The organism is Arthrobacter sp. GmRoot5-12, assembly GCF_059739365.1.
On the sequence record NZ_AP046056.1, the window covers coordinates 2,878,580 to 2,905,486 of the forward strand.

The window sequence follows — 26,907 nt, forward strand, 5'->3', positions numbered from 1 at the left end:
CATATTTGGGCCGCGCCAGGGAATGTGCGCGTCGTCAGCGGCTTTGCGCGTCAGGACTGCGCGTTGATGAACCCAATGATGATCGCCGTCCACCAGCAGAGCTGCGAGACCACCAGGCATGACATCAGGTGGACGCGCTGGCCAGTGGATAGATCCTTGAACGCAGTCCTGGCAGGGAGCCGCGCGAGCCGCCGCATCAGGGGGATCAGCATGATTCCGTTCAGGCTGAGCACCAGGACCGCCGCGAGCTTGACCTCTGTCATCGGGCTGTCCAGGTGCGGACTCAGGAACACCCCGGTGGCAAGCATGCCCGCCAGACCACCCCAGATTAACGGTGTTGCTGCCCCATCGAGTCGAATGATTTCACCGAGTGTCCGCCGGCCGATCAGCCACAGGAATCCATGCCAGTCGACCAGGATGATGGCGCCGAAAGCCACAACGAGGAAAAGGTCATGCACCACCAGATCGACGTCGTGGACAAAGCCGTCAACGCTGACCGCGGCTGACAGCAACACGGACAATAGCCACGCCGCGATGGCAACACCGGACAGGGCAGCAACAAGGCGCCGCGTGGACCGCTCGGATTCACGGTGCAGCCTGATGGTGCGTCTGCTGACGGGGACATAACTCATGACATACCTCTGCGAGACCTGTCAGCGATGGCCGTCCCAGCCGGGCCCGGGCGTAGCTCCAACATAGCCCCGTCGCGTGGCCGTCAACAAGGAAAAATCACCCGCTGATGCACCGCTCCTGGCCCCGCTTCGGTGCACGGCTGCCGTTTTCGACGCGCATATTTGTCGTCGCCACGCATGCTCCCTTGCGACGCGCGTATACGGGGCGCGGGAAGGGATATGCGCGTCAGAGGCGGTTTTGCGCGTCGATAACGGCAGAGCGCGTCCGACGGCGGCCCACACCTGCCGCCGCCAGCTTCCGTTCCAGCGTCCCGGGCACCTTGAGGTCGGCCCAGTCCCAGCGCACCACGTTGCAGCCCAGGGCGCGGATCCGGTTTTCGCGCTGCTTTTCAGCCACAACAGCCTGGGATGCGGTCAGGCCCTTGAGGAACTCGGACTTGAGGTACTTTTCCTCGCCGTCGAATTCGCCAACAACCCTGGACTCCTTCCAGTAGAAATCCGAGTAACCAACCAGCCCGTCCGCGTCGGAAAACCGCTGTTGGAGGACCGGGGGTTCGAAGCGGGCCGCATGGATCAGCGCCCGGCTCCAGGACTCCCCGGCCGAGCCTGAAGCGGGATCGGCAAACTCGATGGCCGCCCGGATTCTCCGCGTGGCAGCGGCGGAGTAAATCGATCCCATCCCGCTCTCCAGCTCAGCCTTGGTGATGGCAGGCAGCTGCCGGCGCGGATCCGGCCGGAGCACATGGTCCAGCGGCGCAACGGCCTCGGCGAAGGGGCTGAAGGCCGCCAGGTCCAGGACAGTCCGGATGCGGTCGGTGACCAGGAGGCCCTCCAACCGGACCACCTTCAAATCCGCCCGCGCCGCAAAGTGCCGGCTGACCCCGGCACGTGACCGGCCGCCGTCGTTTTTCAATGTGAGTGCCTTGACCGGGTGATGAAAGCCGATGGTGGGGATTTCCCACACGCTTGCCGCGGAATGGCGGGCGAAAACTGTGGGCTTCTCGAATGCTTCCGCGGCCGCCTGGATGCGGACCCGGTACTGTTCCCACGGTTTCATGGCCCGCCACGCTGGGCCGTCGATGTAGATGCCGTGCCGCACCCGGACCAAAGCGCCGGACCGCACGCGTTTGGCGAGATCGTTGGCACTCAACCCGAGCAGGTTGCGGTCGCGCGACAACAGCAACGGTGGAAGATCGGTCATGCAACCACATTGCCCGGCACACCTTCGCTGCAGTAGTGGAGAGTGCCGCTATGTGGAAAAGCCCCGGCGACGCGGTCGCCCATTTTCGACTCGCATGCTCCCCGGCGCACGCAACATACGGTCTGCGCAGGGGAATCTGCGCGTCGAAAACCGGTCTGCGCCCAACCCGCTACACAGCGGCCGGCTCAACCGAGGCGCGGGAGAGGGACCGCCGCCGCTTGATCCACCGTTCCGCCGCACCCATGGCCCGGGCGGCCCCTGCCCAGTAGAGGACGCCGCAGGCCAGGGACGCCAGCACGGCCAAACCTTTGTCCGCCCGCTCGAAGAGGTCAACGGAATCAAACAGGGGATACACCAGCCAGTGGGTGACGTAGATGTAGAGCGAAGCGCTCGCCAGCAGCGCCATGATCCGGTGGAGTCCCCGGGGCACCCGCAGCGTGGGCAGCCAGAGCAGGATGAGGCATCCTGCCAGGATGGTGGCGCTGCGGTACGGGTTGTCGAAGGAGGCCGGAGCCGCCAGGACGGCGAGAACCGTAACGGCTGAACGCTGCCACAGGGTGCGGGACGCGGCGGCCGCCCAACCCAGCCCGAACAGCCACAGGACCGGCCCCTGCCCCGGATAGCGGCTCTCCACCAGGCCAAAAAGCAGGGGCAGATCCACCAGGACCAGGGCCACCCCAAACGCCCACGGCCAGCGCCGCACCGCCCGGTCAACGGCCGGTACCGCCAGCAACAGGGCCAGGCCCAGCAGGATGTGGACCAGGACCTCCACGAACCAGAACCGCGAGTAGTCGCTCCACCCCGCCGGCCCCACCAGTGAGTTCAACAGGAAAACGTTGTGCAGGGCGTACTTGTCCGTCACGGCGAAGGCCAGCGCGATCACGGCAACGCTCGGCACCACGATCCGCGCGACGCTGCGCAGGTGCCGCCGGAACCGTTCCGTACGCTCCCCCGACAGCTGGAAGCGGGCGAAGTTGTAGCCGGCCACCGCCATGAGCACGTGGGCCGTGCCTTGCCAGTGGAAGAACCCAATATGCGTGGAGACGATCGCGATGATGGCGACGGCGCGCAGCACTATCCCAGTCTCCATCGGCGCGAGCAGCCTCCGCCGGGCCCTGCGCACCCAATTGCCGGAAGCAGTGCCGGAAGGCCCAGCAGTGCCGGAAGGCCCAGCAGTGCCGGAAGGCCCGGCACTGCCGGGAGGCGCGACGGCGGCGGGCACCACGTGCGGCGATGGCGACAGTTCGCAGACCGGCATCAGGTGCCAGCCCCCGGGAAGGTAGCCCAGGGCCCGCTCCAGCCGGACGGACGCCGCCACATAGGACAGTGAATCGCCGCCCAGGGACACGAACGAATCGGTCCCGGCAACCTCGTCCACCTCCAGCACCTCGGCGAAGATGCGCCGCACGTCATCCGAGCCCGCGTCCACAACCCCGGCCGGGCCGCCGTCGTCCGCTTCTCCTCCACCGGCGAGCGCGGCGACGGCAGGATAGTCCGGCTTTCCGTTGCCCAGGCGCGGAATGGCTTGCACCGGGCAAAGGTCGACGGCGGCGCGCGGCAGGCCCAGGCCCTGCGCAAGGGTTTTGGCGAGCAGCGCCACGTCGTGGTCGCCTTCGACGGCGGCCACCACCGCGTCGTCGGAGCCCGCGGCCGCAGCCGTCACCCCCAGGTCCGCCAGCATCCGCTCCACCTGCCCAAGATCCACGCGGAGCCCAACGATCTTCACGAACCTGCTGCGCCGGCCCACAATCTCGTAGAGCCCGTCCGGGCCGCGGCGCGCCAGGTCGCCGGTGCGGAGGTCGGTGACCACCCGGCCCAGGCCGAGGTCCGCCGGCTGTTCGGCGTACCCCAGCATCACGTTGGGGCCGGAGTACACCAGCTCGGACGCGCCCAGGCCGGGCACCGGCTCAAGCCGGAAGGACCCGCCCGGGATGGGCACGCCGATGGCCTCCGGGCGCTCCAGGGCCTGGTCCGGCGGCAGGTAGGCCATGCGGGCGGTGGCCTCGGTCTGCCCGTACATCACGAACAGGTCCCACCCCTGCCGCCGGCCCAGCTCAGCGTAGGCGCGCACGCGGTCGGGGGCCAGCCGTCCGCCGGCCTGGGTGATGTAGCGCAGGCTTGGCACCTCCATGTCCTTGAAGCCCACGCGGTCCAGCAGGTCGAAGGTGTACGGCACTGCCGCGAAGGATGTCACGTGTTCCCTGCGGACCAGGTCCCAGAAGCAGGGGTCCACCACCGAGAGGTCGGTCAGCGCCAGGGATGCGCCCGCCAGGAGGTGGCTGTTCACCACGCTCATGCCGTAGCAGTAGGAGAGGGGCAGGGTGGTGGCCGCGGTATCGCTGGGGCGCAGCTGCAGGTACTCCGCGATCGCGGCTGCGTTGGCCTGGATGCTGTCGGCGGAAAGCCGGACGAGTTTGGGGGAGCCGGTGGACCCGGACGTGCTCAGCAGCAGCGCGAGTTCCGGGTGCAGGTCGTGCCGGGTCTGCTGCCGCCGGACATCCAGGACCGCTTCGCCGTCCGACGCGCTGACAACAACGTCGGGGTCGTAGGCGGCCACCAGTGCGGCCGCGGCTGAGTCCCCCGCGGGCAGGATCAGTAACGGATTGCCGGAGGACAGGGCCGCCAGGTACGACACCAGGGCCGGCAGGGTGTTCCCGGCTTCCAGCGCAATGAGGCGCCGGCCCGGCCCGAACGCCCGGACTATGTCCTCCACCTGCCGGGCCAGTTCCCGGTAGCTCAGCGACCGGCCGTGGGCGCTGACGGCTTGGCGGTCGCCGAAGCGGGCCAGGTCCGCGGCGAACGGAACCCCGGCGAGCTTTGTCTCTGTAGTCACCGGAGAACCATAGAAGGGTAACCTAACCTAACTCAAATGGATTAGGAAAGATTTTTGTGCCGTAAAGCCGTCGGTTAGTGGTGTTCCACCCAGCAGGCCAGGATCGTCGTCGAAAGCTGGTAGGCCAGGGCGTTGCGGGTGATGCTGTCCGGCCCCAAGGTGGGGGGAAGACCCGACGCGTCAACGTGCAGCACGAAGCTGTCCTTCTGGAAGACGGCGGATCCGTCGGCCGTTTCGTATGCCGGAAAACCAAGATTTGCCAGGCCGTCGATGGGTGTTGCGCCTTTTGCGAGGGCCTGCATTGCGGTGAAGTACTTGAGTGCCGATGCCTTGTCCGCCGTTTCCTGGACAGAAATGACAAGCGATCCCTCGGCCAGATGGTAGGTGCAGGTGAAGGTGCTGTCCGCCCAGCTGTCCACGGTGTGCGGGTTCGTAGCCAGGTCCAGGATGGACCGCAGCCTCTCCTTCGGCTGGTCGCCGCAAACCATCAGGGCAGCAGCGCTCGGCCCGCCCGCCGGCGGACCTGGGGATGCTGACCCCTGGGCGTGGTGGCCGCCGCCGTCGTGGCCCACCGCCGGTGACGTTGCCGGTGGGGCCGCCGTCGAACTGCCTGCTGCGGTGACGGATCCCGCCGCTGTTGCACAGCCGGAAAGCAGCAGGGTGCATAGGGCCACGGAGGCCAGCAAGGACTTGTGCTGTTTCACGGCGCATCCAATTCTGCCGGCCCCTGGGAGCGGGGTGCGCGGCTGTTGTCAGGCTTTGAGCTTGGCGTAGATCACGTAGTTGTCATCGAAGAGCCCCGTTGCGGGGTCGTAGCCGTCGCAGGTGATAAGCCGAAGCTCTGCACCGGCAGTGTTGCCGTAAACCTCGAGGGTGGGGAATTCGTTTTTGGAGTAAAGGGCCCCGTGGTCGACGGTGAAGACGGCAGTGCTGCCATCGGCCCGTGAAACGTTGACCTCGGCACCGGGCCCCAGCTTCCGGAGGTCAGCAAACACACCCTTGTGCCCTCCGAGGGCGTTGACGTGGCCCAGGATCACTGAGGGGCCCCGTTCGCCGGGCGTGGGGGAACCGTTGTACCAGCTGGCCGGTGCGCCATTGCCCACATCCTCCGGCACTTTCAGCGAACCGTTCTCCTCCAGTCCCAGGTGGAGAAGGTCCGTCCGCACCCCGATGGAAGGAATGCTCAGGACAGCAGGAGGCGAGGCATCCAGCACGGCCGGCGGCTGCGGCGCAGCCGTGGCCTCTGGTGGAGAAGGGGCTGCTGGTGGAACAGGGGGCGCCGGTGCTGTTGATGTAACCGCGGGGGAAGCAACTTGTGGTGCGGAGGCGGAAGGGGAAGGCCTGGGGTCTGAAGTAGCGGCGCTCCCGGCGGCACAGCCCGCCAGGGAAAGCGCGAGCAGAACCCCGGCCACCGCAGAGGCCCCGGGACCTCCACGGCGGCCGAAATTCCTTGATGTCACAGAATTGATCCGTTCAGCCTTGGCTATGCTGCCGCGTTCCGGCGGCGGACGGCGTAAGCTCCGCCTGCGAGGGCAACCAGGGCCAGGCCGCCGCCGATGGCGAGGGCGCCTGTGTCGGTGCCAGAGCCGGGTTCAGAGGGGATGCCGGTGTTGGCGCCGCCTGCAGGCATCTTCATTTGGCCGGCCGTCAGCGTTCCGCACAGGGCGGGGGACGTAGCCGCCAGCGGCAGTGATGGAACCAGATCACTCTTGGCGGCCTGGCCTGCGGCGCTGAGGGTGGCGGGGTCAAGGCCGTGGACCACAACCACTGCCGTTCCGGATTCCAGGGCCGCCTTGGTTTCGGCGTTCAGTTCGAACGTGCGGTCCACCGTATAGGAAGCGCCCTGTCCGGCGACCTTCAGGTCAAGGCCTGCTGCCTTACTGGTATCGCCGCTGGTGGAAAGGGTGGTGACGATGCCACCGTATGAGGGTGCGCCCTCGGTGGTGGAGATGACTTTGTCGCCGTCCTTGTCCGCAGAAGGGTCGGGGCAGACGCCCTTGGCCCCGCCGTGGATGTGCTGGACGTGGGGGTACGGCGCATCCATGAAGGTGGCGGGCAGGCCCGACACCTTGAGGACGACGTGGGCCTGGTTGCCCATGACATCAACTGTGACGGTGCCCGATCCGGCGCTGCCGTTGATCTGCTTCAGCGTTGACTGGTATGAGCCGTCGGCGGCCATTGCAGGGGAACCGGACAGGGCGAGTGCGGCGAGGGCAAGGGTGGGGACTGCCATAAAGCGAAGTGACTTATTCATTCGGAAAATCTCCTCATTCACGTCCGTGTGATGTTGGCGTCCCCAGAGAGGAGACACCGGTACTTCGCGGCGGCACCATCAGCGGATGGGTGTGGACGTGGCCTGATTCACTTTTTCCGTGTGGTCATTGCTCTTTTGATGGAGGCTGTGAAGGTCACTTCACTATCAACGTCCCGGTCATTCGGGAATGGAAGCTGCAGACGAACCGGTACTCCGCGGGTGAGTCGGGCGCTTTGAAAACTGCGGTTTCACCGGGATCGACTGCAACGTCGAACCCACCATTGTCCTTTGCCGTCACCGTGTGCGGGGCGCTGTCGGCGTTCGTCACCGTCACCATCGATCCCGGTTTGATTGTGGTGGGGACCTCGAACTTGAAATTCCGTATCGTGATCACCGAGGTGGCGGCTTGCGCCGATCCCTCCGCCGACGATTTGGGGGAACCAGTTGAAGGCGAGGCAGGAGTATTACCACTCCCGGCAGCGCACCCGGTGATCCCGATCATGGCGACGGCCACGGTGACGGCCCAGATCCGAGAAGCAGTTTTCATGGCAATACCTTTCAGGAGGGATGCGCCCGTTGCCCGCCGGATGGCGGGCCTTCCGGAAACTACCCCGTGCACCCTATTCGTTGCCCCCGGCCTCCGGGATGGTGTGTCAGTTGGACACGGTGAAGGGAATGACGGTGACCCCGGAGTTGGTGGAGCCCAGTTTGTTGTCGCGGCAGGACGTCCGGAGGTGAAGCTTATGGACGCCGTTGGCCAGTGCCCTGGTGTCAATCGCGATCGGAGCGGCCCCGAAGGGCTCCGGTCCGAAAGCGCCCGCGGAGTCCCAGAGGACCTGCCCCGGGTTGGCCGGAACCGCATGGAAGTCCGGATCGATCGAGATGAAGGAGTGGGTGGCCGGGAGGGAGTTGTTGGGGTGGGTGGTCAGGCCAACTACCGGCGCCCAGGTGCCCGACACCGGAGCATCGGGTATGGGGACGCTGCGGACCGACGACTCACAGTACCCTGCGTGCGTGTACCAGCCCTTGCCTCGCAGGAACGGGTACCGTGAGGCGTCGGACGGGGACTTGCCGTTTTGGATCTCCGTTTGCCAGTTCAGGCTGGCCCGCATTTCGTTGCCGTCCGGTTCAGGGACAAACGCGCGGAGATGGATCTCCTGCAGGCCTGAATGCTTGAACGCCGATATTGGGCGCGAGAACGTCAGCCAGCGCTCACAGGTCCCGGCGCACGTAAAGTCGCCTTTGCCTGAGCCGGACGGTCCGGGGCAGGTGAAGTTCGCTGCAGAAGCCCGCAGGTAGCACTTCTGGACGGCGATTTCGCCATCGGACGTGAGGAACACCATTGAGACGTAATTGGCCTTGCCGGGGTTGTCGTGAAGGATCACCCGGACGTTCACGGTGAGGTTGCCCGAGCTGATGGTTTCCCGTTCCGGGACGCAGGCCCCCAGGTGGAGGTGGCCGGTGTTGGTGACGGCGTTGTTGGCCTGGTCAGCGTCCGGCATCCACCACGACTGCGTATCCACGAACTGCCGGGTCTCCGCGTACATGGTGCCGTCGGCAGGCGGCGCACCCATGCACAGCCCGGCCGCAGCCCTGGCGGTACCGGGACTCAACCCGGTTATGGCAATGAAGGCCAGCGCAACAGCAGATACCAGGGCAAGGAACCGTCTCAAGAGCATCCATCCTTCACGGAGAAACTGCGCGCATTGCTGTCGCCGGCATCGGAACGCCGAACCATGGGATGTTTCGTTATTTTGGCCCGGTAGGGCGTGGAAAGTATATGACCGGACTCATCGCCAAAACCAGAGTTGACAGGCCATAACGACGGCGGCACGCACCTTTCGCAGGACCTGATGGGGCGTTTGGGGAAAGGGTGCAGGAAGTGATGGGGGATCGCGGGAAAGGGGGCAGGAAGTGATGGGGCGTCGCGAGGGGGGAGGGGGACGCTTGACGAGGTCCGGCGCTGCCGCATATCCTGAACGAACGGTCGGTAAATAATTCGGCACGTCCCAGACGGTCTTTGCATAGGAGCAACCATGGCAGCGCAGAACCTGCAGTCAGTGCCCGCTGAGCTAACCCCGGAAGAAGAAGCCGCAGGCCAGGCCCACTTCGACCGGATCATCGCCGAGGACTCGCGCATCGAGCCCCGCGACTGGATGCCCGCGGCCTACCGCAAGACCCTGCTGCGCCAGGTGTCCCAGCACGCGCACTCCGAGATCATCGGCATGCAGCCGGAAGCCAACTGGATCTCCCGCGCCCCCAGCCTGAAGCGCAAGGCCATCCTCATGGCCAAGGTCCAGGACGAGGCCGGCCACGGGCTCTACCTCTACTCCGCCGCCGAAACCCTGGGCCAGTCGCGGGACAAGATGATGGACGACCTCATCGCCGGCAAGGCCCGCTACTCCAGCATCTTCAACTACCCGGCCCTGACCTGGGCGGACATGGGCGCCATCGGCTGGCTGGTGGACGGCGCAGCCATCTGCAACCAGGTCCCGCTGTGCCGCGCCTCCTACGGACCCTACGGCCGCGCCATGGTGCGCATCTGCAAGGAAGAGTCCTTCCACCAGCGCCAGGGCTTCGAGATCCTCCTCGAACTCTCCAACGGCACCCCCGAGCAGAAGCAGATGGCCCAGGACGCCGTGAACCGCTGGTACGCCCCGGCCCTGATGATGTTCGGCCCGCCGGACGACGATTCGCCCAACTCCAAGCAGTCCATGGCCTGGAACATCAAGCGGTTCAGCAATGACGAGCTCCGCAGCCGCTTCGTGGGCATGATGGTGGAGCAGGTCAGGGTCCTGGGCCTCACCCTCCCCGATGACCAGGTCCGCTTCAACGAGGACACCAGGAAGTGGGAGCACGGCCCGCTGGACTGGCACGAGTTCCAGGAGGTCCTGGCCGGCCGCGGTCCCTGCAACGCCCAGCGCCTTGAGCGGCGGAGGGCAGCGCACGACGACGGCGCCTGGGTCCGCGAGGCAGCGGCGGCTTACGCAGCAAAAAAGTCAGCAAAGCAGCAGAAGGAATACGCAGCATGATCCCCACCGACGCCCCAACCTCGCAAGCTCGGCCGGGGACCCCGGTCGGCGTGGCCCCAGCCGGCAACCCGGAAACCCCGGCCAGCTCCGCCACCGAGATCAACCGCGAAGCCCCCAAGGCATCGCCAGCCCCGCAGGAGCACCATGACAAGAGCGCCTGGGGCCTCTGGGAGGTCTTCGTCCGGTCCAGCCGCGGCCTGAGCCACGTCCACGCCGGATCCCTGCATGCCCCGGATGCCGCCATGGCCCTGCGGAATGCACGGGACCTCTACACCCGCCGCAACGAGGGCGTCTCCATCTGGGTGGTCCCGGCGGACGCCATCGCCGCCAGCGATCCCGATTCCAAGGGCTCCTTCTTCGAGTCCCCGCAGGGCAAGGACTACCGGCACGCCACGTACTACACCAAGAGCGAAGGGGTGAAGCACCTGTGAGCACCCCCGAAACCAGCACCCACGAAACCACCGGCCACGGCGACATCTCCACCGGCGTGGCCGGCGGCGACTCCAACGCCTCCGCCACCCGCATCACCCCCGGCAACGCCCTGCGCCCGGAGGACATCGCCCTCGAGGTCCGCACCGGCCTGGTGAAGCCCTCGGAGGACATCGCCGAGTACGCCCTCCGCCTGGGCGACGACGCCCTCATCCTCGCCCAGCGCCTGGGCCACTGGATCTCCCGCGCCCCGGAGCTTGAGGAGGACATCGCCCTGGGCAACATCGCCCTGGACCAGCTGGGCCACGCCCGCAGCTTCCTCACCTACGCCGGCGCCGCGTTCACCAACGAGGATGGCTCGGCCAAGTCCGAGGATGACCTGGCGTACTTCCGCCGCGAGCACGAGTTCCGCAGCGTCCAGCTGTTCGAGCAGCCCAACGGCGACTTCGCGGCCACCATCGCCCGCCAGTTCGTGGTGAGCTACTACCAGTACGAGCTCTACCGCCGCCTCACCGGATCCACCGACGCAACCCTGGCCGCCATCGCCGCCAAGGCCGTCAAGGAAGTGGACTACCACCGGGACCACAGCGCCCAATGGGTGCTGCGCCTGGCCGGCGGCACCGAGGAATCCCGCAAGCGGATGATCCACGGCCTGCGCCTGATGTGGCCGTACGTCAACGAACTGTTCCAGGACGATGACCTGACGCAGCGCCTCGCTGAGGCGGGTGCCGCCGTCGCCCCTTCCTCGCTGAGGGAGGACTTTGACCGCCTCACCGCGGAAATCCTCACCGAGGCCGAACTGGAAGTCCCGGACGTGCCCGCAGCCCCGGGCGGCGGCCGGTACGGCAAGCACTCGGAGTACCTGGGCTACATCCTTGCGGAGATGCAGGTGCTGGCCCGCGAGCATCCCGGGGCCAGCTGGTGACAGCCATGTACATCTCGGACTTCGAAAGCCGCACCCGGACCCCGCAGCAGCGGGCCTGGGACATCGCGGCCACCGTGGTGGATCCGGAGATCCCGGTGCTCACCATCGCGGACCTGGGCATCCTGCGCAACGTGGACGTGCAGGGCAACAGCGTCACTATCACCATCACGCCCACGTACTCGGGCTGCCCGGCCATGGACGCCATCCGCGACGACGTCTACGCCGCCTTCAAGAAGGAGGGCTACGCGGACGTGCACGTGGACCTGGTCCTGGCCCCGGCCTGGACCACGGACTGGATGACGGAGGCCGGAAAGCAGAAGCTGCAGGAGTACGGCATCGCCCCGCCCACCGGGCACAGCAAGGCCGGCGGCCATTCCGGCCCGGTCCGGCTGAGCCTGGCCGTGAAGTGCCCGCAGTGCAACAGCCTCAACACCAAGGAACTCACCCGCTTCGGTTCCACGTCCTGCAAGGCCCTCTATGTGTGCCAGGACTGCAAGGAACCGTTCGACTACTTCAAAGTCCTGTAAGGAAGCCCCATGCCTGTTGTCCGCCAGACCGCCGCCGAAGAGGCTGAGCTGACCGGCCGCCGTCGTCCGTCCTTCCACACCCTCACGGTGAAGGAGGTGCGCCGGCTCACCGACGATGCCATCGAGGTCAGCTTCCATGTGCCGGCGGAGCTCGCCGGCAAGTTCGACTACCTGCCCGGCCAGTACGTGGCCCTGCGCACCACGCTGCCGGATGAGAACGGCGAGCCGAAGGAGATCCGCCGCAGCTACTCCATCTGCGCCGAGCCGCGCAGCTTCGCGGACGGCACCAGCGAGATCCGCGTGGCCATCAAGAAGGACCTGGGCGGGCTGTTCTCCACGTGGGCCAACGCCGAGCTGAAGGCGGGGGACACCCTGGACGTGATGAGCCCCATGGGCGCGTTCGTGTCCAAGCACGGCCGGGACGGTGTGGCCGTGGAGCAGAACGTCATGAACTCCATGAACCACCCGGAGGACCTGGCGGGGGAGCCGGGGAACTTCGTGGCCATCGCGGCCGGGTCCGGCATCACCCCGGTGATCGCCATCGCCCGGACGCTGCTGGCAGCCAACCCGGACACCCGGTTCGACCTGATCTACGCCAACAAGGCCGCCATGGACGTGATGTTCCTGGAGGAGCTGGCGGACCTGAAGGACAAGTACCCGCAGCGGCTGGCCATCCACCACGTGCTCTCGCGCGAGCAGCGGATCGCGCCGCTGCTGTCCGGCCGGATCGACGCGGAGAAGCTGCAGCAGCTGCTGGGCACCGCCCTGCACGCGGACGATGTGGACGAGTGGTTCCTGTGCGGGCCGTTCGAGCTGGTGCAGCTGTGCCGGGACACGCTGGACGAGCGCGGGGTGAAGCCGGAGAACATCCGGTTCGAGCTGTTTACGTCCGGCAAGCCGGACCGCCCGGAGGGGCAGGCCGGCCGTCCCGTGGTGGTGGATGAGTCCAAGGAGACGTACAAGATCACGTTCAAGCTGGACGGCCTGCAGGGCGAGGTGGCCAGCCCCACGCACGCCCGCGAGTCCATCCTCAACGCCGCGCTGCGGGTCCGCCCGGACGTGCCGTTCGCGTGCGCCGGCGGAGTGTGCGGCACCTGCCGCGCCAAGGTGGTCACCGGCAGCGTGACCATGGACGAGAACTACGCGCTGGAGCAGGATGAACTGGACAGGGGCTACGTCCTGACCTGCCAGAGCCACCCCACCAGCAAGGAAGTCACGGTCGACTTCGACGTCTAAGTTGTTACTCACCAAAGGAGCCCCATGATTTCCCTTTCCATCAGCAACGGTGTTGCAGAAGTCGTCCTGGACGCACCGCACAAGCTGAACTCGCTGGATGAGCAGGCGCTGCGGGATTTAGCACAGGCGTACGACGACGCTGCTGCCGCCGCCTCACGCGGTGAGGTGCGGGCGCTGCTGCTGAGGGGAGAGGGCCGCGCCTTCTGCGCGGGCAGGGACATTGCGGGGGTTACCCCGGAGAGCGACGACGCCGCAGCGTACCTGGGCGGGCTGGTGGAGCCGCTGCTGAAGAAGATGGCTTCTTTTCCCGCTCCCACCTTTGCCGCGGCGCAGGGGGCGTGCCTGGGCGTGGGGCTGGGGCTGCTGCTGGCCACGGACGTGGTGTACGTGGCGGAGAACGCCAAGTTCGGCTCGCCGTTCGCCAAACTGGGGGCCACACTGGACTCGGGCGGGCACTGGTACTTCACCGAGCGGCTGGGCATGCACCGCACGCTGGACCTGATCTACACCGCGGACCTGATCTCGGGTGCCGAGGCCGTGGCGCAGGGGATGTTCAGCCGCGCCATGCCGGCCGCCGAACTGCTGGACTCCACCAGGGCCATCGTGGAGCGCGTGGCCGCCGGTGCCACCGAGGCGTTCGTTGCCTCGAAGGAGCTGGTGGCGCACATCCGCGACCAGCGGCTGGGTCTGTGGCAGGCCATGCAGGAGGAGAACGAGGAGCAGGCTCGCCTCTGCAAAACCGACGACTATGCGGAGGGTTTCCGGGCCTTCCAGGAGAAGCGCGAGCCGAAGTTCACGGGGGGCAAATTGCCTTTGTCTGCCGCTGATTTGTAAGGTTCAGCTATGACTAAGGGGAAAGCTATTACCAAAGCCGTCATTCCTGCTGCCGGATTGGGGACACGCTTCCTGCCCGCCACCAAGGCAATGCCGAAGGAAATGTTGCCGGTGGTTGACCGCCCGGCCATCCAGTACGTGGTGGAGGAAGCGATTGACGCAGGCCTCACGGACCTGCTGATGATTACGGGCCGCAACAAGCGTGCCCTGGAGGACCACTTCGACCGCGAGCCGGGCCTGGAGGCCGCGCTCGAGGCCAAGGGGGACAAGGACAAGCTGGGCATGGTGGAGTACGCCTCCAACCTGGGCCCCATCCACTATGTCCGCCAGGGTGAGGCCAAGGGCCTGGGTCACGCTGTGCTCTGCGCCCAGCAGCACGTGGGTGACGAGCCCTTCGCCGTGCTCCTGGGTGACGACCTCATTGACGAGGCTGAGAACCTGCTGGGCACCATGATGGAGGTGCAGCAGAAGACTGGCGGTTCGGTGATCGCCCTGATCGAGGTTGACCCCTCCCAGATCAGTGCCTACGGCTGCGCGGACATCTCGGTTGTTGAAGGCGAGGACTACGTCCGCGTCAACAGCTTGGTGGAGAAGCCGGCGGTCGCTGACGCACCGTCCAACCTGGCCGTGATCGGCCGCTACGTGCTGCACCACTCGGTGTTCGGCGTCCTGGAGAATACCGCTCCCGGCCGTGGCAACGAGATCCAGCTGACCGACGCCCTGCAGACCCTCGCAGCCGGCGAGGGCGAAGGCTCAGGGGTGTACGGTGTGGTCTTCAAGGGCCGCCGCTATGACACCGGTGACAAGCTGAGCTACCTCAAGGCCGTCATCACGCTGGCTTCCGAGCGCGTGGAGTTCGGCGAGGACCTGAAGACCTGGATGAAGGGCTTCGTCGGATAGCCCTGGCGTTCTATTGTTTTTGGGAGGCCCGTTGCCGGAAGGCGGCGGGCCTCCCTTTTTGCACGGCCAGGAGTGCCACCAGGGCGCCGATGACAGCACCTGACGTATTGGTCATGACATCTGACGGGCTTGCAAAACGGCTGTGAAGAAACAGGAACTGTCCCAGTTCGATGCAGCCGGAAACGAGCATTCCGAAAGCGCCGATTTGCCACCATTTTTTGTTGGGAAATGCCAGGGCGCCCACAAAACCAACGGGAAGGAAAAGGCCAACGTTGGCGGATCGTTCCACAAAGTCGTAGTTAAACCAGCGGGGAATACCGTGGTGGTGGATGAAATTCAACACAATGGCTAGCTGCCCTGAGACGGGCTGGTCTACGGGTGTCGGCCAGAAGGCGAGAAGCGCCAACGGAACCACCATGGCCGCGAGGATTAGCTGCCACAGCCGGTGGTTGGTGAGGATTCTCAAAGGGGCCTCAGGACGTCCGTAGAAGGGCGAAGGTGGCGGTGGCGAAGGCACAGGCGGCGAGGAGAACGAGAAGGGCGTAGCCGAGCACCTGTGGGCGGGGGAGCGGGATAGAAAAGTCGTATTCGCGTGGTGCCCTGCGCCAATGTCTCCCCATAGATCAAATAGATACCACACAAAGCAGAAGGTGGGTGCATCTCCGTTTCCGGAAATGCACCCACCTTCGTTGGTGCTAAAAAGCCTTGGTGCTAGGCAGCGACCTCAGCCTTGGCGCGGCGGCGAACCACCACGACGGAGGTTGCACCGGCGGCCAGTGCGCCTGCGCCCACCAGGGTCCACAGGATCAGACCTGAGTCGGCGCCGGTGTTGGCCAGGCCGCCCGTGTTGGCCAGCGGAGCGCCGCCGGCGTTGCCTGCGACGGAGCCGGTGTTTGCCAGGGAAGCAGCCACGGTAACCGTGACGGGGCCAACGACTACACCGGAGGTGTTGCCCTTGGCCGTCAGGGAGTAAGTGCCGGCTTCGCTGATGGAGATCGGCAGGGAGAAGGCGCCCTGGGCGTCGGCGGTTGCGGACAGGGTCTGCGGTGCCTGGAAGACGGGAATCTTCACGGCAACGGAGCGGCCCAGGCCAGCACCGTTGGAGGCCGGAGCCTGGCCCGGCGTAACGGTGATGGTCAGGCCTTCGCCGGCAAGGAAGCCCTGGCCGCGGAAGACGAAGGTTTCACCCGGGCCAACGGTGCCGTCGGAAACGGCGGCCTGCGGCGGAAGCGCCGGGTAGGTTGCGGCCATGGCAGGCGCCGAACCGATGAGTGCGATGGAGCCCGCAAGTGCGAGAGCAGCGAGTGTTTTCTTCATGTATGTCCCCCCGGAGACGTTTAAGTTTTGATTACCCGATTTTGGGGAGATGCCCCCTCCGCACGAGACCATGTGCAGAACTACGGATAGATATCCCAGATAGAAGGTACCATCCCGGATAGGTTGTCACCAACCTCAATCCAGTCGGTTTACATAGTGTTAACGCGATCGTCACTGACCTTGATCACAGGACGCGTTTTCCGTCGGAAGGATAACGTCCTTTACATGCTGCACGGTCGGTGTGACAACCACGTTAGGTTCCATGTGCTGAACTATCTTTCCGAAGGTGAAGTCCACAGTCTTGCTTTCACCAGGCGCAAGCTGCTGAGCAACGACGCCTACCGGTCTGTTGGCATGGATGTAAGGAGCGAAGGGAGTTTTCCGGCCGTCAACCGTGGCTGACTCAACGTTTGCCTGGGCGGGGCCGTAGGCAACGACGTTCGTTTGAACCGTACCCGGGGCAACTCCGAAGGTACCTGCACCCGTGACATAAGCCGGAAGAGAAGTGGCAGCGTCGCTGGGTGCTGTATTAGTGCTGGTCACTCGAACCGTCGTTTGTTCGTAGCCGTCTGCCGGACACTCCTTAATGAGCTTGACCGTACGTTTGACGTAGTAGTCCATTTTCGCGCCAGTGCCGTCATTGAAATAGACACCAAATTGGGCTGGTGAAACACTCGGTCCGGAAATGGAGCCGCTTACGGCATATTTTGAGATTATGGATTGCTCGGCCGCTGCGGCGGACCAGATCAAGACCCGGCCTTCCTCCGTTCCGCGGGTAATGCCGCTGATAAGATCTTTAGTTTCGCCATTTCCGCTGGAAAGTGCTGAGAAGACTTCTTTTGCCACACCAGCGAAGTACGCGTCCTGCAACTTAGGTTGCTTTATTTTCGCGTACACGTCCGAAAGGAGCGTGGGAACCACATTGCTGCCGGTCAGTTCGGTGGGCAATCCCGCTGCCTTGACCCCTGCCAATTCGGAGCCATTGATTGAGACTGGTCCGGTGGACTGAAGGATGTAGCTGAGGACCACCGGATCGATAGAAAGGACTCCATCCACCCGTTGACCAGTCTTCCTTTCCCACATTGCTTGGGCACTACTTGCAGCAGTCGGAAAGTCTGGGGTGAGATTCACGTCTTGCAAATACTTTCCCAGCCGCGTCGAGTAGATCTGCTGCTGTTGCGGATCCACGGATATAGCAGGGGACATAATGCCCATGTCCCCTGCGCTGCCTTGAGCGCCTAAAGAGAGCTTCCCGTGATCCAGTGTGAGAACCGCTACGGCCCCAGGTATGCCTCCTGATGCACGAGCTTCCGCATTGTTTTGGATCATGAGGAGGTAGTTCTTGGAGCCGTCCGCGCCCATCATTGTGGGTAACAGTTGAGCCGCGTCGGAGGCCGATTCCAAAGTATCCGCTGCTGCTGCTAGCTGCTTTTGAGCCGTCTCCAACGGCCGCGCGATTGCCGGAAGAAGATCCATTGAGTTGATGTTGCTCAAACGGTTGGAAGATTCCCTAACGGCGTGGGTGGCAGCTGCCACTTTTGGAGCAGCACGCTGTATGGGCGCCAAATCCGCATCCAGCCGACCTGGGACAATGGATTCCCAATCAAGGGAGCTCAAGACGTCAACTAGTGGCCCGGCTCCCAACTCGACGACGTCATCAGCCGTACGCGCGATCTCAGAAGACGCTCCAAAATTCGCACCAATCCACGGCAGCGCAGATGCCAGACTCCAAATTGGGTCGTCGACAGTTGCCGCAGCGGAGGACGTATGGGCACGGAGGGCTTTGTATGCCGACTCAGCTCCAATCGGGTCCTTTGCTAGTACTCGCTCCTGCAATTGAGGCACCAATGCTGTGGAGGCCTCAAGATCGTTTTTTAGGGCCAAGGCTCTAGAGCCCAACCACGATCCGGTGGCTACGATTCCAACGATTACAAGAGCGCAGAAACCGAAAGTGATCCGCCTACGCCGGCGGAGTCTGCGCGAACTATGTTGCGAGACGCCATCATTGTCGCTTTTTTCCTGGCCTCGACTAACTCGTCTCGCTGCCCTAGTCATGGTCCAACTTCCTCACTTTGGTGGTGTCGCAAGCAGGGTTGCCCTTTTGGCGGGCAATATTCTTGCTGCAATAGACTGGCTACCCCCGGGCTTCCCTCACTGTGTCTCGCTTCGTGGAATTAGTAGGCGCCCGTGCTTCGGAAAACTGCCTGAGCAGTGCGAAGGATGATCATCAGGTCGCCTGCAAGGGACCAATTTTCTACGTAGTAAAGATCGAGGCGGACAGAATCTTGCCAAGACAAATTTGATCGACCGCTTACTTGCCATAGGCCTGTCAGCCCCGGCTTGACAAGCAGCCGTCTTCGGACATCGCGTTCGTACGAGGCCACCTCCCGGGGTAGAGGGGGGCGAGGGCCAACTAAGCTCATGCTCCCACAGAAGACATTGAACAGTTGCGGGAGTTCGTCGAGGCTGTATTTACGTATCGACCGACCAACTCTCGTTACTCTGGGATCGTTCTTCATCTTGAAAAGTACGCCATTACCCTGGTCTTGAAGTTTCAACTTCTCGAGCTGGTCTTCTGCATCGACAACCATAGAACGAAACTTGAGCATTTTGAATGACTGGCCGTTCATGCCCACTCGCTCCTGCCTGAAGAGAATAGGCCCCCTGCTGTCCATTTTAATTGCTAGGGCAACGAGAAACATCACCGGCGTAGCCAAGACAATAAGCAGCACGGATGCAAAAACATCAAAAAGCCGCTTGGCTACTCGTTGTCCACCTTCAAGCGTAGGAGTAGTAACGTGTATAAGCGGAAGTCCCGCTACCTGTTGAGTGTGTATCCGAGGCCCGGCAATGTCAGTGAGGGCAGGTGCCATGATGAGGCCAACGTTTCTCGATGCCAGCTCCCAACCTAAATGTCGCAGGGTTTGTGGGTGCAACTGGACACCTGCAGATATCGCTACGGCGTCGGCCTGGCAAGTCGTGATGGCATTGAGGATATGCTCCGCATCAGCCTGCCGTCCCAAAATGGGCAGTTCGGCGATGGTCTCGGTGACGTCTTCTGCGTTGCCGGGTACATATGCAGCGACAGGTAGGTATCCGGAGAATTTAGCGCCTCTCAGCGATTCCGCTAAATGGGCAACTGCACTGGGGCCCCCTAGTAGCATGAGTCGCGACATGCTTAGGCCACCTTCGCGGTGGACGTTGAGGTGCTGTCGCAGGAGCCACCGCCCGAGGAGTAGACCGAAAAGGCCAACGGGGAGAGCTATACCGACGTAGCCACGTGCTGTGTCGATTCGCAGAGCATACGAAAAAATAGCGACTAAGCCGAATAGCCAAAGAGAGGCTGCTGTAACGCGTTTGTATTCATCTGGACCGGCGCCTAGCACGCGACTTTGTCTGCTATTCCAGGCACCTAGCATCGCCCACCAGATAACTGCGAGTCCTATAGAGAGGCCAGCATAGTTCAGTTCTTTTCCTGAAATGTTCAGTTCTGGTTCGATGCCAAACCTTATTACATAAGCGCCTGCCACTGCCCAAACTATTACAAACGCATCAACGATCCGTAAGAGTCGAGATGTTCTTCGTCGCCAATCGTCTGTGCTCCCCAAATTGCACCCTCCACACCGTTACACGACTGCCAGCCGCGGCTAGCAGTTTTGACTAGAGCCGACTTCCGTTGTTGCTAAGACTAGACTCAGGTTGGCTGCTGCAACGTCCTCGCAGTCATCCGCTAATCGGCAACCGCGGCACGGAGCGACCGCTGGTGTCCGGGCCTAATTATGGACCTCCAGACTGTATCTCCCAACCCGCCAGGTTAATGACCGTGAGCAGCAGATCCAAGAATTGGGGGCGTCAAGCTTTGCTGCTAGGCTTCTGCCGGTCAATCTGGGCGATCTGCCGACGAAAATTGGGGGGAACGTCTCAATGACGGGACTTATAGTACATGAGTGGATCGAGCGCGCCGGCGGGGCTGAAAAGGTGTTGGACGCAATGGCGGACACATTCCCGGACGCGCCGATCCGCTGTCTTTGGAACGATGCTCCTGAACGTTTTGCACACAATCCGCCGGTGGAGTCGTGGTTAGCGCGAACGCCACTAAGGAGCCGAAAAGCCATGGCTGTGGGCTTCATGCCGTTTGCTTGGCGTAACATGCGTGTGAGCAAGCCCGTAGATTGGATGTTGGTTAGCTCTCACTTGTTTGCTCACCACGCCACTCTCCGCGGAGTGGAACGAGATACACCCAAATTTATCTACACCCACACACCCGCTCGGTACATATGGGAACCAGACTTGGACATGCGTGGGCAAGGCTTCGTCCCCCGCATGAGCTCCCCACTTTTTCGCGCGCTAGACCGGCGTCGGGCATCAGAGAACGAAAATATCGCCGCGAATAGCCGCTTCGTCCAAAAACGGATTGAGAACACATGGCAGATGGAATCATCCGTCATATATCCACCCGTGGACGTCGCCCGAATCCAGTCTGTTCATTCGTGGGCGGAGCGACTTACACCAACTGAGGAGAAGATTCTCCAGGGGCTACCCCCAGAGTTTGTTTTGGGAGCCTCCCGCTTTGTTTCCTATAAGCGGCTAGACCAAGTTATAGAATTCGGTAATAAGGCTAGAGTCGCAGTTGTCATCGCTGGCAGCGGCCCAGAGAGTGGGCACCTTAATGCACTGGCAGATAACGTCGACGTGCCTGTCACATTCCTTGATTCCCCGTCCGACGCACTTCTGTTCTCGCTCTATGAACGTGCACTGGCTTACGTATTCCCTGGTGTCGAAGATTTTGGAATAATGCCAGTCGAAGCTATGGCCGTCGGAGCCCCTGTACTCGTAAATAGAGTTGGCGGAGCACCAGAGACAGTGGTGAACGGGGTAACAGGCGTCCATTTTGATTTCACGGAAATGGATGATGCAAAAAATGCGTTATCGATGGTCCAGTCCATCGACCGCACTGCCTGCCGGAGTCGCGCAAAAGATTTTTCGCGCGAAATTTTTGCGGAGCAATTGAAGACCTGGATAGGTGCGCGATGAAAGACATCCTTGTAAATGGGGCCTTTCGTGGCCAGGTCGTAACAGGGCAGCAGCGTTACGCTGATGAAATTTCAAGAGAGCTGCTTCGACAACATCCCGATCGAGTTCGAGAAATTACGCCGCGGCTATGGTGGCAGGGTAAGTCCGAGCGAGCTTGGATTTGGTCTCAGACGCTCGCTTTCCGCACACGCAAGGCGCTTTTGATTTCGCTTACAAGCAGGAGCCCATTACTTGCTTATCGGCACATCCTCGTGGTACACGATATCTTCGTCTTGACGCACCCCGAATGGTACTCTCGCAAGTACGTTTTGACGCATGCTCCAGTACTCAGACTCCAGTTGCGGACGGCCTCGGCAATAATCACCGTTAGTGAACCGGTTTCACGCCAGGTGCTGTCGCTGACACGTAGCGAAACGCCAGTAATAGTCGCCCCCAATGCTCCCGCAGAGGTATTCAGTCGACACATCTGTAAGAGGACTTTGGATAGTATTCTGAGTCGGCTCGCGCTGGAGTCCGGCAGATATATACTTTCTGTGGCCAGCAAGGATCCGAGAAAGAACCTTGCGACCTTGGTTAGGTCTTATTTAGCGCTACCGCAGGATCTCCGCGACCGATACCCGTTGGTCTTGGTTGGAGGTTCCAGCTCGGTCTTCGCAAGCGTCGAAATTCCGATGGACGACTCAGTTCGACATCTAGGATATGTTTCTGATGAAGAATTGGCGGCTCTGTACTACGCCTCAAGCTTCGTTGCTTTCCCTTCATTGGATGAAGGTTTTGGGCTACCAGCGGTCGAGGCACTTAGTGCCGGGGCAAGACTTCTGGTTTCTGATGTCGAAGTAATGAGGTGGGTGTGCTCCGATTTTGCGGAGTACATTGATCCGCAGAATGAGGTCAGCGTGACAAAGGGTCTCAGGTCTATGCTGGAGACTCCGGATAGCCCGACATTGCGGGCGGCAAGGCGCGATTACGCCAACACACGCTTCACTTGGCAAGGCAGTGCAGCACACCTTGCGTCCAGTCTTAACGACCTATACCACCTTAACCTGCGAGACTCGAACCAAACCACAGGCGACTATGTGTAGGCGAAACTGGCGTCTTGTCGAAAGTAGATCAACTCTGCGATGGGTCCCTGTATTCGAAGCTGGCTGTAAAGGGTGAAAGCAAGCAGCAGAAATCCACGACGGATAGCTTGGGGATCGGAGACAAGTCTGAGCCGAGCATCTGTTCGCGGTGGCTTAGTAACGGCAGGGGCTTCATGGATTCGGTTCGGCATCCAGTTTGGGACAACAATTGCTCTCGCGCGACTTCTAGGACCAACGGAATACGGAGCAGCGGCCGTAATCGTGATTTTTGGTGCGGCAGCCGAGCTCCTGCGGGAGTCGGGGTTCTCGACACTCGTTCTACAACGAGCGAACCTCCGTAGAGAGCTGCTCGATTCCCTGCACTACGCCAATGTGATCATAGGTCTCATTCTGGGAGCGTCACTTGCACTGGCAGGGCCTGGTCTAGCACTGGTCTTTGGCAATGATAGATACAGACTTTTTGCTGTTCTGTTGGCGCCAGTCTTCCTCTTTGCCAGCCTGGGATCGATTCCAAACGCGCTTCTAGCTCGGAATTACGAATTTAAGAAGATGGCTTCCATAGAGTTGTTTTCAGTCTTGGTAGGCTGCGCAACGGGCCTGACCGCAGGCGCACTCGGTGCCGGCGCGCTTTCCTTGGTTCTCCAATCAGTAGTATTCATGATTTCACAAGCCGTGCTGACTATAGCCGCATGCCCGTGGAGAGCCCGTAAGTCTGGCAGTGTTCGAGTATTTAGGGCTTCTGTCCCGTTTCTGTGGAACGTTTCTTTTGTTCAGGTTCTCAACTACGTATCGCGTAATATTGACAACGTGCTTGTGGGTGCCTTTTTTGGCGCGCGTGCTGCCGGTCTTTACAATCAGGCCTACCAGCTCATGATTATTCCGCTTCAACAGGTTAACGGTCCCCTGCAGCGCGTCTTCGTTCCGATTCTAAGTCGTACATTTTCTGATCGGGCTCAATATCGTAAATTTGTTCGAACCATTGTGTTTACGGTTAGTTCCATTCTTTGGCCAGCCTTTGCCGTGCTCCTTGTATTCTCTGACGCGTTGATCGTTACTGTATTCGGCGATGCTTGGCGCGAGTCTTCGGCAATATTTGGGGCTCTGGTTTTCGCCGGTGTTGCACAAGCTTTAGGCTACGTGAACTCGTGGATTTTTGTTTCTTCCGGACAGGTACAGCGACAAATGGTATGGTCACTGCTAACCCGCGTACTCATAATAGGTTCTTTCTTTGTTGGCATACCTTGGGGCCCATATGGGATGGCACTCTCATACGCAACTGCCTCCTGCCTCGTAGTTGTACCGGGATTCTTAGTGGTTAGACGCCGCGCCCACTTAGCCCTCGCTGACCTGTTCCGGCCAATCATGTGGCCTGCTGTTCTTACGGGAATCACGGTAGCGGCCGGTTTAGGTCTTAGGCATATGCTTCCGCCAAGTGGAAATTTTCTTTTTCTTGGATTAGATGTCTTCGCTTTGGGCCTTATTCTTTTCGCCTTTGCTTCCTTTGTTCCGGCGTATCGGGTTATAGTTCCTAAAATAGTTTCGCACATTCGCGGCTCATGATGCAAAGATAGTTTTACCTATAGGAGAAGATGTGGAATTTTCGAAGAGGCGCCTCGTTTATTTAGGCTGGCAGGGGTTTAATAATTTTGGTGACGATCTATTGCATGAAGCTTGGAAATATGCGCTGGACGATAACCTTGATATAGAGGCGCCTTTATTTATTAGGGATTACATAAAACGCGGCTTTAGTTTTCTGAAGAGTCGCCTAAAACTGGTGGGATCCGAGTCGCTGATTCTTCTAGGCGGTGGCACAACTATAGGCTTTAGTAGTTGGGCTGGGCATGCACATAACGCGGTCAATTTCTATGGGTCGGCCGGGATTGTTTTGGCTGGTGCTGGAGCTGCAGCTGGGAATGATTCCTATGCGCTGGGCCTGCAGGAGTCGAATTGGAAGCGATGGCGCCAGGTTCCAGGGGCGGTCCTCTTTGGCGTGCGCGGTCCACTGACGGCAGTTGAGTGTGAACTGAATTGGCAGAAGCCGTGCCCCGTGATTGGTGACCCGGCCCTTATGTACCCGACTGTTGCCGGCGTGCTTGTCGACGGCGTTCGCGACCTGGGGACGGTTGGGGTCTGCCTCGGCTCGCAGACGTCCACGCGTTTCAGCGTAGAAACGGTGGCGGAGGGCATCAAAGCTGCGATTGCCAGTTCGAACGAGCTTGTTGAAGCCGTGGTATTCCAGCTAGCAGATAGTGATGCCGAGGTGGCCCAGGAGCTCAGTAAGGAACTTGGGGGTGCGAAGGTCGCTGTGTATAACGGCGACGTGAAGCAAATGCTCCTCCAAATTTCGGAATGTTCTGTTTTCGTTTCGGAACGATTGCACGGGGCTGTGGCAGCAGTCTCCGTTGGGGTTCCTGCCGTGCCGTTGTCCTATGCTTCAAAATGCGACGACTTCTGGCTCAGCGTGGCCGAATCGAAACCCTTAATTCAGGTAGGCCATACTGCGGAGGAACTGGCTTCAGAAATCCAAGCTTGTCAGCAGCCCGAGCGCGTTGCTCGGATTGCGGGCAACCGGGACAAGTTGATTCAGCATCTTCTCAAGTCGGCGTTGGCAATCAAGACCTGGAAGGAAGGAGCGATCTCGGTTTCCGAACTCGTGAAGCGGGCTTTTTTGATGCGTCACGAGGAAGATTTGGTCCGAGGCTCAGTCGTACCCTCGGAGACCTCTCGTTCAGACGATCAAGACCGCGCGGAGGCCACTTCGGCTGACATGGCAGTTGTCGTCCCTTACGGCTCCGGCCTTGAGCTGCTGCGTTTCCAGGTCAAGCGCCTCATGCAGCAGGACTATTCTGGTCGAATCGAGATAGTTGTGGCATGCAATGCTAGCTTTACGCCTGCCGGAGATATGTTCGAAGGGCCTCTCCCGGCAAACATCAGCCTCAGGTCGATTGATGCTACGAGTGTTCCGGGCCCGAGCTTCGCACGGAATGTTGGGTGGCGGGCTACCTCATCGCCAATAGTTGCTTTCTGCGATGCTGACGATGAAGTCGATATCCACTGGCTCTCGGGATTGGCTCGTGCGCTTGCCAAAGCTGATGTTGTTGGGGGGCGACTGAGTTACGATCTGTTGAATGATCCGCACGACGCCTCGTGGCACTATCAGACGACGCAGGGCCTTCCGCGGAAATTCAGGCACCTGGACTTTGTACCCAGCTGCAACTTGGGCGCGAAACGGACTGTCCTTGAGAAGCTTGAGGGCTTTGCTGAAGATACAAGGTTCGGCGAGGACATAGATTTTTGTTGGCGGGCTCAGTACGCAGGATTTCAGCTCTCCTTCGCGCCGGACGCCGTAGTTGAATATCGCTTGCGTACCGGTCTCCGCGAAATTTGGAACCAGTCGTTCAGGTATGGTGCTAGTGATGCCGCCCTTTTAGCCCGACACAGGCTCTTCGGTGCAAGGCGGCCCTTAGCAGACTCGATAGTTGAGGGCCTCGCGACGCCTTGGGCTGCCTTGGCCATGCTCCTCCGTCCTCGGCTTGTACGAAAATTCATCACTCGGGCTGGTAATCAGGCCGGTCGCATGGCGGGAAGGGTACGGGCCAAGGCTGGGGCGCTAGAGTCGCTAACAGACGATCTCGGCTTGTAGTCTCGACAAAACATAGGCGGTCAGACGAATGCATTTGTGCGTTGTTGTTTCCAGCATTGGCAAGACGGAGCGGTTAGCCGCTCTTTTTGAATCCCTCGCTCGTCAAAGCTATAAAGACTTCTCCGTAGGGGTGTGCGACCAAAGCGTAGATTCATCCGTAACCACATTGGCGAACGAGTTTCAAGGCCGGCTTACAATTTTCACGACAACATCTAGTCCTGGCCTTTCTTCAGGCCGTAATGCTGTAATTAGAGCCGCATCTTCTGACGTAAGCCATTTTATCTTTCCAAATGACACGAGTATTTTACCGGAAACTCTTGTTGCTGATCTTTGCCGCAAGCATCCAAAAACGGACTTAGTTGTACTTCGGTACATCGATAACGGGGTTCCTCGTTACCACTTCAAAGACGGCAATTACAGCCTAGATCTGGAAAACGTTTGGCGCGTGATTGAACCGGCCATGGTTCTGTCTCGGACAGCAACAGATGCTGCTGGCGGTTTTGATGAGCTTCTTGGTACCGGGTGCCCAACCCCTTGGCAGTCTGGTGAGGGTACGGACGTACTATTGAAGTTGATGCATAAAAATTTGACTGTGCACTGGGACAATGAGCTAAGTGTCATGGGCGTCTCGGAAAAGCACGGTCTGAGTCAGAAATACTATCTGGCTAAACTTCGGGGATACGGAAGGGGATACGGACGGGTGCATTCGAAGTGGTCTTACCCGATGCTCAAAAAAATAAAAATTTGCGTAACCCCTTGGGCTCGGTTTCTCATGCCCAGTTCGTCCATGAGCTTTACTGAGGCAGCTGCAGTATCACTAGGTAGGCTCGAAGGCCTGATTGGACGTACTGTCGGAAAATGACCAGTCCCATAAGCTCGACCACCACAAGCGGGGTCGGAGATGAATCACGCAAATTTAGGTTATTGCGGCCGCCCAAGGTGCCACTCGGTCGCATGTTAAATCTCAGTGCAGCTATTTTTTTGTATTTCGCACTTGGCCGTGACGCTATAGAAGTCGTCTTGCTTAC

General features: G+C 61.3%; 24 protein-coding genes. 12 read left to right on the forward strand and 12 right to left on the reverse strand.

All coding sequences use genetic code 11. The annotated features are described in order from the left end of the window. Positions 1–50: 50 nt before the first annotated feature. The 8 genes from AC6JAM_RS13215 to AC6JAM_RS13250 form a co-directional block, all read right to left on the reverse strand. Positions 51–632: a hypothetical protein gene (locus tag AC6JAM_RS13215; RefSeq protein ID WP_018768771.1), complete on the reverse strand. Its 582-nt coding sequence runs from the start codon at positions 630–632 to the stop codon at positions 51–53. Between the two features lie 226 nt (positions 633–858). Next, positions 859–1,833: a hypothetical protein gene (locus AC6JAM_RS13220; protein ID WP_497934871.1), complete on the reverse strand. Its 975-nt coding sequence runs from the start codon at positions 1,831–1,833 to the stop codon at positions 859–861. 169 nt (positions 1,834–2,002) lie between these two features. Then, positions 2,003–4,666, reverse strand: coding sequence for an AMP-binding protein (locus tag AC6JAM_RS13225; RefSeq protein ID WP_497934873.1), 2,664 nt, complete (start codon positions 4,664–4,666; stop codon positions 2,003–2,005). Between the two features lie 74 nt (positions 4,667–4,740). Next, positions 4,741–5,370: a hypothetical protein gene (locus tag AC6JAM_RS13230; protein ID WP_478222978.1), complete on the reverse strand. Its 630-nt coding sequence runs from the start codon at positions 5,368–5,370 to the stop codon at positions 4,741–4,743. Positions 5,371–5,418: 48 nt separating this feature from the next. Next, positions 5,419–5,880: a sortase domain-containing protein gene (locus tag AC6JAM_RS13235; protein ID WP_223992519.1), complete on the reverse strand. Its 462-nt coding sequence runs from the start codon at positions 5,878–5,880 to the stop codon at positions 5,419–5,421. A 269-nt stretch (positions 5,881–6,149) separates the two neighbouring features. Next, complete coding sequence (locus AC6JAM_RS13240; RefSeq protein ID WP_026265692.1) at positions 6,150–6,920, reverse strand: CHRD domain-containing protein; 771 nt, start codon at positions 6,918–6,920, stop codon at positions 6,150–6,152. Between the two features lie 154 nt (positions 6,921–7,074). Beyond that, the gene (locus AC6JAM_RS13245) at positions 7,075–7,467 is read right to left on the reverse strand and encodes a cupredoxin domain-containing protein (protein ID WP_497934881.1); all 393 of its coding nucleotides are present in this window, start codon (positions 7,465–7,467) and stop codon (positions 7,075–7,077) included. 106 nt (positions 7,468–7,573) lie between these two features. Further along, positions 7,574–8,599, reverse strand: coding sequence for a hypothetical protein (locus tag AC6JAM_RS13250; RefSeq protein WP_497934886.1), 1,026 nt, complete (start codon positions 8,597–8,599; stop codon positions 7,574–7,576). Between the two features lie 357 nt (positions 8,600–8,956). Here AC6JAM_RS13250 and paaA point away from each other — a divergent pair, with 357 nt between their 5' ends. Genes paaA through galU form a run of 7 tightly spaced genes read left to right on the forward strand, consistent with a single transcriptional unit; the run spans position 8,957 to position 14,803 of the window. After that, on the forward strand, positions 8,957–9,952 hold the full coding sequence (paaA, locus tag AC6JAM_RS13255; protein ID WP_497934891.1) for a 1,2-phenylacetyl-CoA epoxidase subunit PaaA: 996 nt from the start codon (positions 8,957–8,959) through the stop codon (positions 9,950–9,952). Between the two features lie 50 nt (positions 9,953–10,002). Beyond that, positions 10,003–10,383 (forward strand): 1,2-phenylacetyl-CoA epoxidase subunit PaaB, encoded by a 381-nt coding sequence (paaB, locus tag AC6JAM_RS13260; protein WP_488315952.1) that lies wholly within the window; start codon positions 10,003–10,005, stop codon positions 10,381–10,383. Further along, on the forward strand, positions 10,380–11,306 hold the full coding sequence (gene paaC / locus AC6JAM_RS13265; RefSeq protein WP_497934893.1) for a 1,2-phenylacetyl-CoA epoxidase subunit PaaC: 927 nt from the start codon (positions 10,380–10,382) through the stop codon (positions 11,304–11,306). Before paaB ends, paaC begins: the two co-directional genes overlap by 4 nt. Before the next feature lie 5 nt (positions 11,307–11,311). Then, entirely contained in the window at positions 11,312–11,833 is a 522-nt protein-coding gene (paaD, locus tag AC6JAM_RS13270; protein ID WP_497934896.1) for a 1,2-phenylacetyl-CoA epoxidase subunit PaaD, read from the forward strand. A gap of 9 nt (positions 11,834–11,842) precedes the next feature. Beyond that, positions 11,843–13,069, forward strand: a complete 1,227-nt coding sequence (gene paaE / locus AC6JAM_RS13275; protein WP_497934901.1) for a 1,2-phenylacetyl-CoA epoxidase subunit PaaE — start codon at positions 11,843–11,845, stop codon at positions 13,067–13,069. A 24-nt stretch (positions 13,070–13,093) separates the two neighbouring features. Further along, entirely contained in the window at positions 13,094–13,903 is an 810-nt protein-coding gene (locus AC6JAM_RS13280) for an enoyl-CoA hydratase/isomerase family protein (RefSeq protein WP_497934903.1), read from the forward strand. A 9-nt stretch (positions 13,904–13,912) separates the two neighbouring features. After that, positions 13,913–14,803 (forward strand): UTP--glucose-1-phosphate uridylyltransferase GalU, encoded by an 891-nt coding sequence (gene galU, locus AC6JAM_RS13285; RefSeq protein ID WP_497934905.1) that lies wholly within the window; start codon positions 13,913–13,915, stop codon positions 14,801–14,803. 10 nt (positions 14,804–14,813) lie between these two features. On the opposite strand, the gene AC6JAM_RS13290 is transcribed toward galU, so the two are convergent. From AC6JAM_RS13290 to AC6JAM_RS13305, 4 genes are all read right to left on the reverse strand, one after another. After that, positions 14,814–15,221: a VanZ family protein gene (locus tag AC6JAM_RS13290; RefSeq protein ID WP_497934907.1), complete on the reverse strand. Its 408-nt coding sequence runs from the start codon at positions 15,219–15,221 to the stop codon at positions 14,814–14,816. A 293-nt stretch (positions 15,222–15,514) separates the two neighbouring features. After that, positions 15,515–16,120: an LPXTG cell wall anchor domain-containing protein gene (locus tag AC6JAM_RS13295; RefSeq protein WP_497934910.1), complete on the reverse strand. Its 606-nt coding sequence runs from the start codon at positions 16,118–16,120 to the stop codon at positions 15,515–15,517. A 171-nt stretch (positions 16,121–16,291) separates the two neighbouring features. Beyond that, positions 16,292–17,614: a DUF4012 domain-containing protein gene (locus tag AC6JAM_RS13300; protein ID WP_497934912.1), complete on the reverse strand. Its 1,323-nt coding sequence runs from the start codon at positions 17,612–17,614 to the stop codon at positions 16,292–16,294. A gap of 680 nt (positions 17,615–18,294) precedes the next feature. After that, entirely contained in the window at positions 18,295–19,728 is a 1,434-nt protein-coding gene (locus AC6JAM_RS13305; RefSeq protein ID WP_497934914.1) for a sugar transferase, read from the reverse strand. Between the two features lie 715 nt (positions 19,729–20,443). Between AC6JAM_RS13305 and AC6JAM_RS13310 the strand changes: the two genes are divergently transcribed. The 5 genes from AC6JAM_RS13310 to AC6JAM_RS13330 all read left to right on the forward strand — a co-directional run bounded on the left by AC6JAM_RS13310 (position 20,444) and on the right by AC6JAM_RS13330 (position 26,741). Beyond that, positions 20,444–21,154, forward strand: a complete 711-nt coding sequence (locus AC6JAM_RS13310) for a glycosyltransferase (RefSeq protein WP_497934916.1) — start codon at positions 20,444–20,446, stop codon at positions 21,152–21,154. Next, positions 21,151–22,236, forward strand: a complete 1,086-nt coding sequence (locus AC6JAM_RS13315) for a glycosyltransferase family 4 protein (protein WP_497934919.1) — start codon at positions 21,151–21,153, stop codon at positions 22,234–22,236. The genes AC6JAM_RS13310 and AC6JAM_RS13315 overlap by 4 nt, the downstream gene beginning before the upstream one ends. A 72-nt stretch (positions 22,237–22,308) precedes the next feature. Then, positions 22,309–23,796, forward strand: a complete 1,488-nt coding sequence (locus tag AC6JAM_RS13320; protein WP_497934924.1) for a lipopolysaccharide biosynthesis protein — start codon at positions 22,309–22,311, stop codon at positions 23,794–23,796. Positions 23,797–23,827: 31 nt separating this feature from the next. Then, positions 23,828–25,879 (forward strand): polysaccharide pyruvyl transferase family protein, encoded by a 2,052-nt coding sequence (locus AC6JAM_RS13325; RefSeq protein WP_497934929.1) that lies wholly within the window; start codon positions 23,828–23,830, stop codon positions 25,877–25,879. 28 nt (positions 25,880–25,907) lie between these two features. Next, entirely contained in the window at positions 25,908–26,741 is an 834-nt protein-coding gene (locus AC6JAM_RS13330) for a glycosyltransferase family 2 protein (protein ID WP_497934934.1), read from the forward strand. Positions 26,742–26,907 lie beyond the last annotated feature (166 nt).